A 15,305-nucleotide genomic window follows, 5' to 3' on the forward strand; every position below is an offset into this window, starting at 1 on the left:
CGGTTCGGCGTTCGGCAGAAGAAAAGACCGCCGGGCACGTCGGGACACCGGCCGACTTGCCCGTCGACGGGGAATACCCGCTATTCCTCGGCGGCCGCGGCAGAGTGGCTGTAGAGCGTACCGGCCGCATTTCCGCCGTTCGATCCCCCGAACGGGGCGAGGCCGTAGAGAGTGGTGCACGTGCCGTACGGGCTCATCCCGTAAACGGCCAGACCCGGCAGCGTGCCGCGGAAAGCTGTCGCCGCGGGCAGGCCGCCGAGGTCGACCCGGAAGCGCGGGTCCTCCGGCCAGGCGAGGGTGACGTGCGGGTTGAACCGGTCGTCGGCGCCCGGCGGCCAGGTCTCGGTGACCTCGTCGTAGCCGAACCGGGCCAGTTGGCGGCGGCGCGCCGGGTCCGCGGCCGGGTCGGCGAGCACGTCGGCGATGCGCTCGCCCGCCGGGTCGACCTCGCGCAACCGGCCGCGGCGCAGCGGCTCCACCGCCTCCAGCACCGCCCTTTGCAGCCCGATCCAGTCCGCAGTCCTGCGGAAGTACAGCTCGGGCGCGCCGACCGGGTTGTGCCGGTACTCCTCCCCGACGGCGGCCAGGGCGGGCAGCCCGGCCGCCACGTCCCGGGTCGCGTCGACCACGGCCCCGATCTCGGCGTCGTCCACGGCGAGCATGAACAGCGACACGTGCGGCGCGCACGGACCGGGCGGACCTCCGTCGAACGGCTCGCCGAGGCGGAAGCGGGACCGGTGGCCGCCCGCCCGCATGTCGCGGGCGAGCCGGTCGCTGAGCTCGAGCGCGATGTCGTTCAACCGCGGTGGCAGCAGGGCCACGACGTCCAGGGTTTCCCGCGTCATCGACGATTCCCTCTCGTTGCGCACAACGGGTCGGACGAGAAGTCGTTCGCGCATTGTGCTCGACCGTCCGACAGCGTAGTGGTGCGTCCCCCCTTCGGGAATCAAATGTGACAACCCGAGGTGCGCATTCTTTCCATCGAAGGATGATGGATCCACCCGAATGGGGTACGCGGGATAAGGCCGATCGTGACTGTGGCAGCATTGCCCCATGTCCGACGAGCGGCTCGAAGCCGGACGCGCCGACCCGCCCCCGACCGACGCCGCCCCGCCGGAGGACCGCGGGCCGCGACGGTGGTTCGCCCGGCTGCACCCGCTCGACCTGGTGGCGCTCGGCCTGCTGTTCGTCGGCCTGGTCTGCGTCCTCGCGGGTGCCCTGCCGGTCGGGCAGGCGAGCGCGACGGTCGGCCGGCTGGTGCCGCTGCTGCTGTTCCTCGGTTCGGTGATCGTGCTGGCGGAGCTGACCGCCGAGGCCGAGGTGTTCAACGTCGTGGCCACCAGGTTGTCGATCCTGGCGCGCGGCCACTACCCGGTGCTGTTCGTGCTGTGCGTGGCGCTGGCGGCGGTCACCACCATGGGCCTCAACCTCGACACCACGGCCGTGCTGCTCACCCCGGTGCTGCTGGCGCTGGCCGCCACCCTGCGCATCGCGCCCCTGCCGCTGGCGATGACCACGGTCTGGCTGGCGAACACGGCGAGCCTGCTGCTGCCGGTCTCCAACCTCACCAACCTGCTGGCCGCGGACCGGGTGGCGTTGGCGCCGGCCGAGTTCGCCGCTCGGATGTGGGCCCCCCAGGTGGCCGCGATCGTGGCGACCGGAGTGTTCCTGTGGGTGTTCTACTGGCGGCGGGGCCGGCGCGGTGGTGACGCCTCCTACCTCCCGCCCGCGCGCCACCGGCCCGCGGACCCCGTGCTCTTCCGGGTGGCGGCGGTCGCGTGCCTGCTGTTCGTCGCGGGGATCGTGGTCGGGGTGCCGATCGGCCTGGCGTCGGCGGTGTCGGCGGGGTTGCTGGTGGTCGCCTTCGCGGTGCGGCGGCGTGCGGCGTTGCGGCCGGGCTTGATCCCGTGGCGGCTGCTGGTGTTCGTGATCGGGCTGTTCCTGGTCGTGGAGACCGTCAACCGGCACGGTCTGGCCGGGATCGTGGGAGCCCTGATCGGTGTGGAGGACAGCGCGCTCGGCGCGATCCGGGCGGCCGGCACCGGTGCGGCGCTGTCGAACCTGGTCAACAACCTGCCCGCGTACGTGGCGGGTGAGTCGGTCGTGCCGGCCGGGAACCACGGGCAGTTGCTGGCGCTGCTCATCGGGACGAACGTGGGGCCGATCATCACGCCGTGGGCGTCGCTGGCCACGTTGCTGTGGTACGAGCGGTGCGTGGCGAGCGGGGTCCGGGTGCCGATGGTCCGGTTCGTGTGGACCAGCGCCGGGCTGGCCGTCACCGCCCTGGCGGCCTCGATCGGGGCTCTGCTGCTGGTCGGCTGAGCCGCGTCACTCGCCAGCGCCGGCGGACTCCGTGACGCGGGTGCCGCCGAGCGCCGCCCGTGCCGCGCGCACCACCCTCGTGGCGACCTCCGGCGGGCACGGCTGCCGGCGGGTGCGGTGGCTCGCGGTGTCCAGGCCGCCCAGGGACAGGTCCGCGCCGCCGGGCCTGGTCAAGCCGAGGGCGACGGTCGCGACCAGTCCCCGCGGGTCGGGCACGAGGGTCTGGTGGAACACGCCGGCCCGCTGGGTGTAGCCCTCGCCCGCGCGGTGCGTGGTGACGGCGTCGACCTCGGTCCGGACGAGTCTCCCGGTCGGGTGCAGCACGTCGCCCTCGGCGGAGCTGCGCACCTCGAACACCTGGTGCGTCGGCGCGTCCGGGTCGTCCACGAGGCGGACGGTCTGGTTGCGCAGCAGGCCGGTGAGCACCCAGCTGTCGAGGTCCCAGCTGTGGCAGTGCGTGGGCGAGGTGGTGAGCGTGGCGCGCCGCCACTGCGGGCCCCACAGGTGCAGGCACACGCCTTCGTCGCCGGACCGGTGCGCCGGGACGCACAGGAAGCCGAGGGGGTGGCTCACCACGGTGGTCGGGACGGCTCCGGCGGTGATCCCGTCCAGCAGGGCGCGGGCCCAGTCGGTGATCGACTCGCCGTCGCCCCGCCCGATCGCCGCGGACAACTCGGAGTAGAGCGTCATGGCACGCCTCCGGCTGGGTTCGGGCACCTCAGAGTACCAACGCGCGGGCGGCACAGGAAGATCACGCGCCCTCTTCCGATAACTGCGGACTGAATGCGTGATGTGACAGTGCGCGTGGAATCCTCTGTCCCCGCAATGGAACACAACACTCTACTTCGGACTGCGAAGGTCCACATAGGACGTCGAGGGTGGTCGGGGCGGCCTGTGGAACGGGAGGTAGCGCACCGTGGGCAAGTGGCTACGCACCGCTCACGGTGGACGGCGGCGTTAACGCGATCGGGTGATTGGCCGTAACTCCACCTGGCGCACGCGCGACCTCATCGACAAGCGGCCCGCGGGGAGGGAGCCGTGTGTCCGAAACGAGTGGGTGAACCCATGTGGACGCGTTGATCGAGATCACGCAAGGCGGCCAGGACGCCGATTACCGGGTCGACCTGTACCTCGGTGACGACGGCGCGTGGCCGCCGGAGCCGACGGCGTCGGCCACCGTCGCGGCCGACCTCGGCGTGGGCGCGCTGCCCGCGCCGCTGGCCGGGGCCGCCGCCGTGCCGGACGCCGTGGTCGGCTTCCTGCACGCGAACCCGGAGTCGCAGGCGTTCACCGACGTCGGGCTGCACCTCGGTGGACTGCTCCTGCCGCCCGAGGTGCGCGAGCACTGGTCGCGGCCGGGGGTCGAGCGCACGTTCCTCTGCCTGGACAAGGGACTGCGGCGGCTGCCGTGGGAGTCGGTCCGGTCCGCCAGAGCCTTGTTCATCCAACCCGACCACCCGTTCGTCCGGGTGCACCGGCGGGTGCCGGAGGACGACCCGATCGCCGACTCGCTGCCGATCCGGGTGCTGGTCGTGCGCGGCGACGATGACGACGACATCGGCGCGCGCGACGAGATCCGCGAGATCAAGAGGGTCGTCGGCGGCGCGCCGGGGCGGATCGAGGCGGAGTTCCTGGCCCGGCCGACCGAGTCGGACCTCCAGTCGGCCTACGAGCGCGTCAAGCCGCACGTGCTGCACTTCATCGGGCACGGCACGCGCAAGGCGAGCACCGGGCAACCGGCGCTGCGGATCTCGCCGCCCGGCCGCGAGGCGTGGCTGCTCACCCCGACCTACGTCGCGGACCTGCTGAGCCGTCCCGCGCCGCGGCTGGCGATCCTGAACGCCTGCCGCTCGGGCGAGACGGCGGACGCGGTCGCGTTGACCGACGTGTTCCTCGACAGCGGCGCGGCGGCGGTGGTCGGCATGCAGGGCGACATCCGCGGCACGGCGGCGGCGCTGTTCGGCGGCGAGCTGTACCGGGCGCTGCTGGACAACGACCCGGTCGACCGCGCCGTGGCGAAGGCGCGTGACGCCGTGTACCACCACAGCGGCGTGTCGGAGGGCGCGCGGGACTGGATCCTGCCCAGCCTGACGACGCGGGCGCGGCCCGACGACGTGCTGCCGGACCTGTCCGCGACCGGCGCGCGTGCGGTCCGCATCGAGCAGCAGTTCGAGAACGAGGTCGGCGCGTTCGTCAACCGCGTCCACGAGCGACACAAGCTGCTCAAGGGCGTGGACCCGGGCGCGGGCGAGCCGCTGGAGCCGCTGCTGCTGGTGGTGGGCGAGTCGCAGGTGGGCAAGACGCGGCTGCTGAACTGGTTGCGGCGGCGGTGCGCGGTGCGCGGGCGGCGGGTGAAGTACGTCAGCTTCGACCGGCCCAACCCGGTGGACCTGCTCGGCGACCGGCCGTCGCGGTTCGACTTCCTGGAGGTGCTGTACGCGATCCGGGACGTCGCCGAGGACCTGCCGAACCCGCCGGCGGGCGCGGCGTCGGCGTTCGACCGGTTCAACCACGACGTGCTGCACCTGGCCGAGGGCAGGCTGCCGCCGGACCCGCCGGTGCCGACGCCGGAGCCGGCGCGGTGGCCGCGGATGACGGGTGGCACCTCGCACCACGTCGCGGCCACGTTCGAGTCGTTCCGGGCGTGCCTGGGCCGTGCCGCGCAACCGGAGCCGCTGCTGCTGGTCTTCGACCACGTCGGGAACGTGCTCGACTCGGCGTTCCGCCAGCAGCTGTACGACCACCTGATCCGGCACGTCGCCGACGGCGAGGTGCCCAACCTGAGCCTGGTGGTCGTGATGACGAACGAGCAGTACGCCACGCACTGGCCGGAGCGGGGCGGCGGCACGCGGGTCGACCTGGACCGCATCGAGGCCGAGGAGTTCAGCGCGCTGGCCGAGGACGTGGTGCTGGCGGTCGGCCGCTCGATCCGCGGCCCGCACCTGCAACTGATCGAGGCCATCGGCGCGGGCGTGGCCACCGGCAAGTGGAGCCCGGCCGTGCTCGGCGACCTGGAGAACATCGTGAGGCGGATGGGATGAAGCCGATCGACGCCGAGCTGCTGCGCCGGCTCGCCCGGGGCGACTCCCTGGACGCGGTGCTGGCGTCGCTGCGCCCGGCCGAGCAGTGGGACGTGCTGCGGCGGTGCGCCGCGGTCCGCGCGTTCGATCGCGACCTGTACGAGAAGGTGCTGGTCGCGGGGGTGGCGGGCGCGCCGCCGTTCGACGCGGTCGTCACCGCGCCGGAGGTCGAGCCCGTCCCGGGCGCGGACGGGGTCCACCGGCTGCGGTCGAGCGCGAGGTCCCGCTACTGGAACGGGTGGTGGCACGACGGCGCCGACCCGCGTGCCGTGCCGGACGACCTCCGCGCGCTGGCGACCCGCCTGACCCGGCACTACCGCGCCGCGCACAGGCCCGCCGACGTGCTCGAACAGCTGGTGCTGGTCGACCAGCGGGCCGCCGCCGAGCTGTTCGTCCGGCTGTACGCCAAGGCCGACCACCGGCACGACCTGGCGCTGTGCCAGGAGCTGATCGACGTGCTCAGCGCCGAGGACCGGGCGCGGCTGGTCGGACCGGAGCTGGCCGCCCTGCGCAACGACCGGGCCGCGTACCTGCGCACCCGCGGGTTGTGGTCGACGGAGTACCTCCAGTCGGCCACGTTCCTCGAGACGGCCGGCACGAAGGCGACCTACCAGCGGCTCGTCCGGGGCGACGGTCCGCGGGTGGTGGTGCTGCACGGCCCGTCGGGGCGCGGCAAGACGATGGAGCTGCGCTGGCTGGTGTCGCGGGTGCTGGTGCCGAGGCGCGTCCCGTGCGCGTTGGGCGACTTCGAGGTGCTGGACCCGGTCAACGTGGCGCGCTACCCGTGGCTGCTGCTGGTGGAGGCCGCGGCGCAGCTCGACCAGCAGTTGGCCGCCGCGCCGTTCACCGAGTTCCTGGAGCGGTACGCGTGGACCGGGCTGCTGTCGCGCCGCGAGGTGGCCGACCCGAGCCGGGCGGCGGCCGCGAGCAGGCGGTTGTGCGACGAGCGGCACCGGCTCGGCCCGGGCGTGACCAAGGACTTCGTGCGGACGCTGAACGAGGCGACGGCGGGCCGCCCCGCCGTGATGGTGCTCGACGCGCTGGACCGGGTGTACGCGAACCGGTCGCCCGAGGAGCTGGACGGCCTGCTGCGGCAGCTGTTCCGCCTGCACCACGACTGCCCCTCGGTGCGGTTCGTGCTGGCCGGCTGCTACCCGGTGGCGGGACCGGTGCTGCCGCGCGTGGTGGCGCGGCACCTGGTCCCGTTCACCCCGGACGACGCGGCGCGCTACCTGGCCGACCTGCGCCGCATCACGCGTGCCGACCTGCGGCACGCGATCGTGGCGAAGGCCGGGGGAGAGCCGGTGGTGCTGGCGCGCCTGGCCGACCTGGTGCAGCAGCGGCCCGACATCTCGCCGGCCGAGATCCGGGAGTACCGGGCGGACCTGACCGCGCTCGTGCTCCAGGTGCTGCGGCCGATCGACGACGCCGGGCTGCGGTGGCTGCTGCGGTACGGGATGGTGGCGCGGGCGCTGAGCCTCGACTTCGTGCGCGCGGTGGTGGAGCCGTGCCTGCGCGAAGCCGTGTCCGGCGGGTCGGACCTCGACGACCCGGGCGCGGACGTGGTGCCGGGTGGTGAGCCGGGAACGCTGTTCCCGCCCGTCGAACGGCTGGACGTCGACGGGCTGTGGGCGCGGCTGACCCGCTTCGCGGGCACCACGTCGTGGGTGGTGCCGGTGCCCGGCGAGCCGGGGTCGCTGCGGTTCGCCGACGCCGTGGCCGAGCCGATGCGCCGGCTGATCCGGCCGCACCCCGTCCACGACCGTCTGCACGCCGACGCGGTCGCGTTCTTCGAGCGCGAGGCGGAGGCCGACCCCGACCGGTGGGACCGGTGGACGCGGGAGGCGGTCTACCACCGGTTCCGGCTGGAGGGACCGGCCGCGGTGGGTTACTGGCGCGCCGCCCTGGACAAGGTGGAGCTGGGTGAGGCGCACCGGCGGGCGGCGCTGGCCGAGGAGGTGCTGGGCCCCGACTACGTCGACGCCGACGGCGACCCGCGGCCGTGGGACGGGAGCACACCGGTCGTGACCCGGGAAACCGTGCTGGAGGCGCGGTACGAGCTGGCCGCGGCGCTCACGCAGGTGGCCAGGGTGGGCGCCGTCGAAGCGGCGGACCAGCTGTGGAGCCGGGCCGAGGAGAACTTCGCCGCCGTCGTGCGCGACCGCGACGGGCTCGGCGCGGACGTCGTGCCCGACTGGCGGCTGGCGTACGTGCGCGCCGCGCTGGCGTTGAAGTCCGGTGACGTGGCGACCGCGCGGGCCGAGCTGGACCGGGCGCTGCCGCGGTCGGCCGGTACCAAGGACGCCGTGCGGCTGCGCGTCCTGCTCGGGGATGTGCTGGTGCTGCTGGGCGACCGGCACGCCCCCGACGAGTACCGCCGCGCGGCGCGGGACGCCGTCCGGGTCGGGTCGCGCCGGTGGGAGCCGCCGATCCGGCTGCGGGTGGTGAAGGCGCACCGGCACTTCGGCCGCCTGGACGAGGCGATCCGCGAGCTGATCGCCGCCCGGCGCGGCGCACCGCTCGACGCCGGGCAGCACCGGCGCTTCGGCCTGCTCGCGGTCGAGTTGGGGCTGGCCGTGAACCGGTTGGGGTGGGCGGCCTACCACGCGCGCCGCGTCGCCGCGCACGACCGCGACTGGGAAGGCCTGACCGGAGGCGCGAAGGTCGCGCTGGCCGCGCGGGCGCCGCTGCACGCCCTCGACCTGGCCCACCGCGCCGAACGCGTCACCAACGACAGCGCCGCGAACGCGCTGGGACGAGAGCTGGCCGGTCTCGCCGAAGGCATGGTGGCGCACTACGGGAAAGCCCTGCACGCCCTGGAGACCGCGCGGTCGCGGTGGCGCCGCGAGGGTGATCGGGCGGCCGTCGCGCGCTGCCACGTGCACTCCGCGGTGCTGCTGATGCGGGAGGTCGGCAACCTCACCCTGGCCGAGCACCACCTGGCCGAGGCCGCCGAGCTGACCACCCGGGGCAGCGACGCCTGGTGCCGCGCCGAGCTGGCCCGGGTGGAGCTGCTGGGCCGCACCGCCCGGCCGCACGAGGCGCTGGACGTGGTCACCGCCGTGATCGACGAGCTGCACCGCCGGAAGCGCCCGCCGTGCCTGGTGGCGCGGGCCGCGGTGGAAGGGCTGGCGATCGACCTGCCCGACGGGTTCCGGTGGCTGCCGGCCGAACTGGTGGCGCGGCTGCGCGAGATCACGCCCGCGTCCGCGCGGCTGGTCGTGCTCGACGAGCTGCGCCGCGTGCCCGACCCGCACGACGACGCCGGACGTGCGGCGTGGCGCGAGGTGACGCCGCTGGTGTCGTCGGCGGCGGACCGGTCGCGTGCCGCGGACCGCGTCCTGCCGCACCTGACCCTGGCGGAGCTGGACCGGCTGACCGGCGACCGGGCGGCGGGGGAGCGGAGGCTGATCGCGGCCCGGCCGGACGGTTCGCGGTTCGTGCTGCGGGAGTGGTCGCGTGCCGCGGACCGTCTCGGGCTGCCGGCGCGACCCGACGTCGAGCCGTTCCTCCGGGCGTTCGGCGGCCACCCGATGCTGTGCGCGGCCTTCCTGGTCGAACGGGCGGAGGCGCTGATCGCGCTGGACGACCCGGCCGGGGCCGACGCGCTGCTGCGCCGGGCGGAACCGCTGCTCGACGCCGCCGGCGAGCGGGAGACCCAGTGGCACGCGCGGCTGCACCACGTCCGCGGCGTGGTCGCGGAGCGGTCGAGCCGGGAACCGGAGCCGGAGCTGGTGCGGGCCGGGGCCGCGTTCGCCGCGCTCGGTGACACGCGCCGCGCGGCGGTCGCGTCCCGGTTCACCAAGGGCCGCATCAGCACGACGTTGAAAAGCTCGCGCGGACGCGTGCGGCTGGCCGTCGAGGACCACGACCTGGTGGCGCAGACGTCCGTGCCGCCGGAGGGGGAGACCACCGTCCGCCACGACAACGCCCTGGTCGACGCGATCCTGGGCGCGCGCCGGGGTCGGGTCGACTTCGAACCGCTCGCCGAACGGCTGCGCGCGGACTGGCAGGCCACGTGCGCCGGGCTCGGGTCGCTGCTCCTGCCCGACCGGGTGCTGCCCGGGTTCGGCTCCGGCGGTCCGTTCGACCTGCGGTGCGACGTGGAGGACCGCAGGCTCAACCCGGTGCCGTGGGAACTGGCGCTGCGACCGGACACGCGGCGGCTCGTCGCGCTGGACCGGGCGGTGTCCACGTTCTACCGGGCCGTCTCTCGGGAGGTCGCGTACGCCGACGAGATCAGGTTCGTCCAGGTCGGGCTGAACCGGGTGGCCGACGCGGGGCTGGCGGCCGACGGCGACCTCGGCCCGCGCACCGGGGACGCGCTGGCGCGGTACCAGCGGGCGCGGGGCCTCACCCCGGACGCCGACCTCGGCGCGGAGCTGCTGGACCGGTTGCAGCGCGACCTCGCCCGACCGGTCCGGCCGTTGGCGGTGCTGGCCCAGCCGAGCGGGTCGCTGCAGATCACCTCGGCCCGCGGCCACCTGAACTCCGGGGTCGACCTGGCGCGCATGTACGGCAGGCACGGCTTCGACGTCGAGCAGGTGGCGAACCCGACGTTGGACCGGCTGGCGGGCGCGGTGGCCCGCGCGGTCCACAGTGGACGCATGCCGGCGGTGGTGCACCTGGCGGGTGGGTTGCGCGAGTCGGGCGGCGGGGTCGCGCTCACGTTCCTGGCCGGCGGGTGGGCGACGGAGGCGTTCAGCGCCACGCCCACCGCCGAGGAGATCCCCGTGACGGCGCTGAACCGGGTGCTCGCCGCCCTGCCGCGCGACGAGTTCCGCCCGCTGGTCGTGCTCGACGTGAACCGGCCGTGGGGCTCGGAGGACGCGATCTCGTACCTGGTGCTGCGCAACGCGTTCGCGGGCGACCTGTTCGCCCTCGGCAGGTGCGCGGGCGTACTGGGCACCGGGCTGGCCGGCGACGGCGGGTACGAGCTGTGCGACGCCATGATCGCCGCCCTGGCGGCCGGCCGGACGCTGGGTGAGGTGGCCGCGGCGCTGCGCGCCCCCGCGCGGCACGCCACCGGGCTGGACCGGGTGCTGCCGTCCGCCGGCGTCGCCCTGCACACGCACCTGCCGTGGCTGCGGCTCGTGCCGGACCGGGAGGACGGCCATGACCACCGTTGACCGCAAGGTCGCCGAGCTGCGGCACAAGCTCGCGGGCATCGGCGCGGACTTCGCCCGGTGGCGCGCGGAGACGGAACCGGGCAGACCGCTGCGCAAGCACCACACCCAGGTCGTCCGGCTCACCGACCGGTTGGGCGGCATGGTCGGGCGGATCGACGGGGAACTGGACACCGTCGTCGCCGGCGGTGGCGACGACGTGCTGCGGGAGTGCCGTCGGCTCCAGCTGCGGATGCTCGAGGTGCACCGGCTGTGGGACTTCTACCGCGCCAAGCTGAACCTGCGGTACGTGGAGTGGTACCGACCGTTCCTCACCGCCGTGGACGAGTTCGCCTGGCTCTGCTACGCGCCCGCGGCGGCCGGCAGCGACCGCGAGGCGCCGCTGGTGCACCTCAGCGGTGAGTTCAGCCCGTTCACGCACCTGCGCGAGACGCCGTTCGCGGTCGAGGACGTCCCGGACGCGTTGAACACCGCGGACTTCCTCGGCGTGGTGACGAAGCTGCCGATCCCGGTCATCGGGCTGCCGTGGTACCAGCTCGTGCACCTGCCGGACGCACCGGTGATCGCGCACGAGGTCGGGCACGCGGTGGAACGCGACTTCGGGCTGCTCGGCACGGTGCGCGCGGTGACCCGGCCGGTGTTCCGCACCATGCCCGAAGCCCGGCGCGACGCGTGGGACACGTGGTTGCCGGAGGTCTTCGCCGACCTGTACGGGGTGCTCGCCGCCGGACCGGCGTTCGCGTCGACGCTGGCGGATCTGCTCGTGGTCGACGACGCACGGATGGCGGCCGAGCTGACCGGGCCGGTGCAGGTGCACCCGCCGGCGGCGGTGCGGCTCGCGCTGGCCGCGACGGCGTTGGCCGAGACGGGTTTCCCGGCGACGCCGGTGGCGTGCGGGCCGTTCGAGGACGACGTCGCCCCGATGACCGGGGCGCTGCTGGCCGGTCCGTACCCCGGACTCGGCGACCGCCCGCTGCGCGAGGTGATCGCGTTCACGGCCGCGCAGCAGGCCAACGCCGTCACCGCCGCCGACGGGCTGGTGGACCACCAGCGACCGGAGACCAGCGACGTGCGGTGCCTGATCGCGGCGGCGCGGCTCGCGTTCGACCGGCGACCCGCCCTGTTCGCCCCGCCGCCGCCCGGCGAGGTCAACGCCCAGGACCTGGTGCTCGACAAGGTCGCCAAGGCCGTCGGTGACGGCTCGCGCGCCGACCACGGGGACGACGTGCCGGCGGCGGACGACCGGGCTGCGGGCGTGCGGCTCTACGACCTGATCGACGAGATGATTGCGAAGGGCTCACGATGACCACCACCACGACCGAACGACCACAGGACCCCATGGCCGTCGTGGCACACCTCGCCCGGGTGATCGCGGGTGACGACGAGCAGCGGTTCGCGCTGGTGTACCACGCGTTCGCCAACCAGGTGGACGGCTTCCTCACCGGCGACGGCGCCGACGGCTACCGGCTGGCCCGCTCGCTGCTGCGCCGCGGCGTGTCCCCGCTGACCCGGTCGGCCGTCGGCACCGAGCAGCCGGCCGACAGCATCTACACCGACCCGGTGTACCTGGCCAACATGCGCGCCGTGGTCGCCGACCGCGCCCGCATCATCGGTGGCGTGCCCACCTCGGACTTCCCGGACTGCGTCGCGGTCGGCAGCGCCAACGCCTGGTGCTGCTCGGGCACGCTCGTCTCGCCGAACGTCGTGGTGACCGCCGGCCACTGCGTGCACGGCGGGTGCGCGGCCCGCGTGTTCGTCGGCAAGGACGTCGGGTTCCCGGAGGACGGCGAGGTGATCCCGGTCGAGACCGCGCTCGCGCACCCCGAGTACCGCCCGCCCCGGCCGACCGGTGACATCGCGGTCCTGGTGCTCGCCCGCCCCGCTCCGATCGCCCCGCGCCCGATCGCGACGCCGGACCAGGTCGCCGCCGCCGCGTTCGTGCGGCTCGCCGGCTACGGCAACACCGACGTGCACAGCAGTGGCGGCTACGGGCGACGGCGGGTGGTGGACGTGCCGATCGCGAGCGACCACCCGCGGTACGGCGCGGAGAAGGCCACCGAGTTCGTCGCCGGCGCGCCGTTCCTGGACCGGGACAGCTGCAACGGCGACAGCGGCGGGCCCGCGTACGTCCAGGCGGGCGGGGAGTGGTTCCTGGCCGGTGCGACGTCCCGGGCCACGGCGTCGTCGCTGCGCCCGTGCGGCGACGGCGGCGTCTACACGCGCGTGGCGTCCTACGAGAAGTGGTTGTGGACGGTGCCGGGCGCGGTGCGGCCCTGATCGCCCGGAACTAGTGTGGGCGCATGGCGTCGGTCAAGCACTTCCAGGTCACCTTCGACTGCGCGGAACCCGAGCGCGTCGCCCGCTTCTGGTGCGACGTGCTGGGGTACGTGGTGTCGCCCCCGACGGGGTTCTCCACTTGGGACGACTACGAGCTCTCCCTGCCGCCCGAGCGCCGGGGCGAGTGGTGCGCCTGCGTCGACCCCACCGGTGTGGGCCCGCGGCTGTTCTTCCAGCGGGTCCCCGAGGGCAAGGTCGTCAAGAACCGGGTGCACCTCGACGTCCGGGTCGGCACCGGGCTGGTGGGCGACGAACGCCTGGCCGCGCTGAAGGCCGAGTCCGCACGGTTGGTCGCGCTCGGCGCCACCGAGTTCCGGGTCCTGCTCGCCGACGAGGAGAACGAGTCGTGCATCGTGATGCAGGACGTCGAGGGCAACGAGTTCTGCGTGGACTGACCCCTCGCCGCGTCAGCGGGAATGCCGCTGTGATCCCGTGCCGTGCGGATCACCTCAAAAGCCGTCGCCGACGGCGTTCGCGAACAGCTCTTCGCCATCGGGGACATCCCCTGGTGCTCCGGACGCTTGCCGAGGCCTCCGGCCCGCGTCCGCTGGTCCTGATCGGGCACGGCGGTAGGCACAGGAACGGGTGGGACGTCGTCTCCCGAGCCTTCCGCTACGTCACGTCGTGCGGGTTCGCGATCGACGCGCCGGGCACGGGGGACCGGCCACCGCACCCAGGGATCCGGCGGCTCGCAACCCGCGGTTCCTCCGTCCTGAGGCCGTTCGACGCGCTAGTAGGCCGAGGCGCGGACGGCGAAGACCGAGCGGTTGCCCGCGTACTCGGTCAGCGACCAGAGCTGTCCCTTGGCGGGCCAGTAGGAGAAGTCCTCCGGCCCGATCGGCAGCGCGTCGTAGTGCATCACGACCGACCCGCCGGGCTTGAACGTGGCCAGGTCGCCCGCGTTGCCGCTCCCGTCGCTGGTGGACAGGTAGAACTTGCCGTTGATCGCGGTCGCGCCCTGCATGCTCTGGACCGACACCTCGTAGGCCTCGCTCGCGCGGGCGTAGCCGTCCGACGAGGTGGTGAGCATCCGGGTCGTGTAGTCGATCGGGAAGCGGAACAGCCGGCTGCCCGCGCCGGGGTTGGCGTACTCGCCGACGACCACGCTGTCCGGGGTGCTGCTGCGGTCCAGGGAGGCGAACGAGAACCGGATGGCCGCCTGCCCGTTGGCGGTCGACTGGTTGTAGGCGAGGACCTGCGGCAGCACGTACTTGTATCCGTAGGCCTGGTAGCTGCCGTCGGCCTGGCGGCCGATCGCGGAACCGTTCGTGGTGCTGGTCTGCCACAGGTGCCGCAGGTCGAACACCCGGAAACCGCTGCTCGTGGCGGCGACGTACAGGTGGTGGCCGTACCAGAACATGCCGCCGGCGTGCAGGTTGACCGGTCGGAACGACGCCTGGCCCGCGCTGGTGGTGTACGGCTCGACCAGCAGCACGTGGCGGTAGGTCGGCGCGGACGGGGTGGAGTAGTCGACGAACGAGACCCGGATGCCCCGGTCGATCCCGTCGGTGCCGTTGTCGTACCAGCTAACCAGGATCGCGGTCGTGCCCTCGTAGGTCGCCTCGCCGTACGCGTCCGCGGTGGTCGTGATGCCCTGCGGGATCCAGTAGGTGACGTCGTCGTCACCGCTGTTCCAGCAGAACGCGGCGACGCGGTTGGCGGCGGCGGGCGAGCACGAGGTGGCGGCGCGGTTGCCGTCGCCGACGACGGTCGGCACGCTGACGTTGGGCAGGGCCGCGTCGAGGTCGTCGATCAGCCCGGAGTAGGCGGTGGCCTTGAGCCGGAAGTCGGCCGCGGGCAACGTCGTGGCCGCCTGCGCCGCGGGCGTGACGGCCGTGAGCAGCGCCGCCGCCAGCCCGACGACCGCGATTCGGTACTTCCTCACCAGACCACCGCCATTGTTGGTTGAGTACTGACCAACGGTCATCATGGCGGTGCCCCGTCGACGGGGCAAGACCCCGCGGCGCGTCGGCTCAGACCCGCGGCTGTGCGTCGACGGTCACCCAGTCCGGGTGCTTGCCGGTCGCGTCGTCACCGGAGGAGATACCGCGGATCCGGCGGTTCACCCACGGCAGCACGTGCTCGCGGTAGTAGCGGGTCTCGACGCGCAGGCTGCGCCGGGCGGCGGGGCCCGGGTCGACGGCGTGCGCCTCGGTGGTGTGCCCGAGCGCCCGCAGGACCAGTGACGCGATGCGCCGGTGACCTGCGGCGTTGAGGTGCAGCCGGTCCGGCGACCAGTACTCGGCGCGGCGGACCTCCAGGTCGTTGAACCCGTCCACGAACAGCACGTCGTGCCGGGCGGCCAGGTTCGCGATGGCCGCGGTCAGCACCTCGCCGCGGCGGTGGATCATGCGGCCGAACGGCAGCCGCTGCGACGGGTCGGCCCCGCTGAGCAGCACCAACCGCACCCCCGCCGCCAGGCAGCGGCGGACGGCCTGCT

Annotated in this window: 10 protein-coding genes; 6 read left to right on the plus strand and 4 right to left on the minus strand. The window is 74.0% G+C overall.

The features are described from left to right. Positions 1–80 precede the first annotated feature (80 nt). Positions 81–845 carry a hypothetical protein gene (locus FHX81_RS40015; protein ID WP_141983615.1) on the minus strand — a complete coding sequence of 255 codons (765 nt, stop codon included), beginning with the start codon at positions 843–845 and terminating at the stop codon, positions 81–83. 208 nt (positions 846–1,053) lie between these two features. Between FHX81_RS40015 and FHX81_RS40020 the strand changes: the two genes are divergently transcribed. Further along, positions 1,054–2,322 carry an ArsB/NhaD family transporter gene (locus tag FHX81_RS40020; protein WP_141983616.1) on the plus strand — a complete coding sequence of 423 codons (1,269 nt, stop codon included), beginning with the start codon at positions 1,054–1,056 and terminating at the stop codon, positions 2,320–2,322. Between the two features lie 6 nt (positions 2,323–2,328). On the opposite strand, the gene FHX81_RS40025 is transcribed toward FHX81_RS40020, so the two are convergent. Beyond that, entirely contained in the window at positions 2,329–3,012 is a 684-nt protein-coding gene (locus FHX81_RS40025) for a hypothetical protein (protein WP_141983617.1), read from the minus strand. A 377-nt stretch (positions 3,013–3,389) separates the two neighbouring features. Between FHX81_RS40025 and FHX81_RS40030 the strand changes: the two genes are divergently transcribed. From FHX81_RS40030 to FHX81_RS40050, 5 genes are read left to right on the plus strand one after another with little or no spacing between them, the layout of a single operon-like run. After that, positions 3,390–5,363: a CHAT domain-containing protein gene (locus FHX81_RS40030; protein ID WP_141983618.1), complete on the plus strand. Its 1,974-nt coding sequence runs from the start codon at positions 3,390–3,392 to the stop codon at positions 5,361–5,363. Then, complete coding sequence (locus FHX81_RS40035) at positions 5,360–10,531, plus strand: peptidoglycan-binding protein (RefSeq protein ID WP_141983619.1); 5,172 nt, start codon at positions 5,360–5,362, stop codon at positions 10,529–10,531. Before FHX81_RS40030 ends, FHX81_RS40035 begins: the two co-directional genes overlap by 4 nt. Next, entirely contained in the window at positions 10,518–11,834 is a 1,317-nt protein-coding gene (locus tag FHX81_RS40040; protein WP_141983620.1) for a hypothetical protein, read from the plus strand. Before FHX81_RS40035 ends, FHX81_RS40040 begins: the two co-directional genes overlap by 14 nt. Then, a complete protein-coding gene (locus tag FHX81_RS40045; RefSeq protein ID WP_141983621.1) occupies positions 11,831–12,805 on the plus strand; it encodes a S1 family peptidase in 975 nt (324 codons plus the stop codon). Before FHX81_RS40040 ends, FHX81_RS40045 begins: the two co-directional genes overlap by 4 nt. Positions 12,806–12,828: 23 nt before the next feature. After that, positions 12,829–13,260 carry a VOC family protein gene (locus tag FHX81_RS40050; protein ID WP_141983622.1) on the plus strand — a complete coding sequence of 144 codons (432 nt, stop codon included), beginning with the start codon at positions 12,829–12,831 and terminating at the stop codon, positions 13,258–13,260. A gap of 335 nt (positions 13,261–13,595) precedes the next feature. Here the strand turns inward: FHX81_RS40050 and FHX81_RS40055 are convergent, their stop codons facing one another. Further along, entirely contained in the window at positions 13,596–14,750 is a 1,155-nt protein-coding gene (locus tag FHX81_RS40055; protein WP_211363720.1) for a hypothetical protein, read from the minus strand. An 88-nt stretch (positions 14,751–14,838) separates the two neighbouring features. Further along, a partial coding sequence (locus FHX81_RS41045) for a GDSL-type esterase/lipase family protein (RefSeq protein WP_342787254.1) occupies positions 14,839–15,305 on the minus strand: 467 nt, incomplete at its 5' end.

Source organism: Saccharothrix saharensis, from assembly GCF_006716745.1.
GTDB lineage: Bacteria > Actinomycetota > Actinomycetes > Mycobacteriales > Pseudonocardiaceae > Actinosynnema > Actinosynnema saharense.

Coding starts and splice junctions, on each gene's coding strand:
- FHX81_RS40035 (WP_141983619.1), top strand. CDS start 5,360: ATGAAGCCGATCGACGCCGAGCTGCTGCGCCGGCTCGCCCGGGGCGAC.
- FHX81_RS40025 (WP_141983617.1), bottom strand. CDS start 3,012: ATGACGCTCTACTCCGAGTTGTCCGCGGCGATCGGGCGGGGCGACGGC.
- FHX81_RS40015 (WP_141983615.1), bottom strand. CDS start 845: ATGACGCGGGAAACCCTGGACGTCGTGGCCCTGCTGCCACCGCGGTTG.
- FHX81_RS40045 (WP_141983621.1), top strand. CDS start 11,831: ATGACCACCACCACGACCGAACGACCACAGGACCCCATGGCCGTCGTG.
- FHX81_RS40050 (WP_141983622.1), top strand. CDS start 12,829: ATGGCGTCGGTCAAGCACTTCCAGGTCACCTTCGACTGCGCGGAACCC.
- FHX81_RS40020 (WP_141983616.1), top strand. CDS start 1,054: ATGTCCGACGAGCGGCTCGAAGCCGGACGCGCCGACCCGCCCCCGACC.
- FHX81_RS40040 (WP_141983620.1), top strand. CDS start 10,518: ATGACCACCGTTGACCGCAAGGTCGCCGAGCTGCGGCACAAGCTCGCG.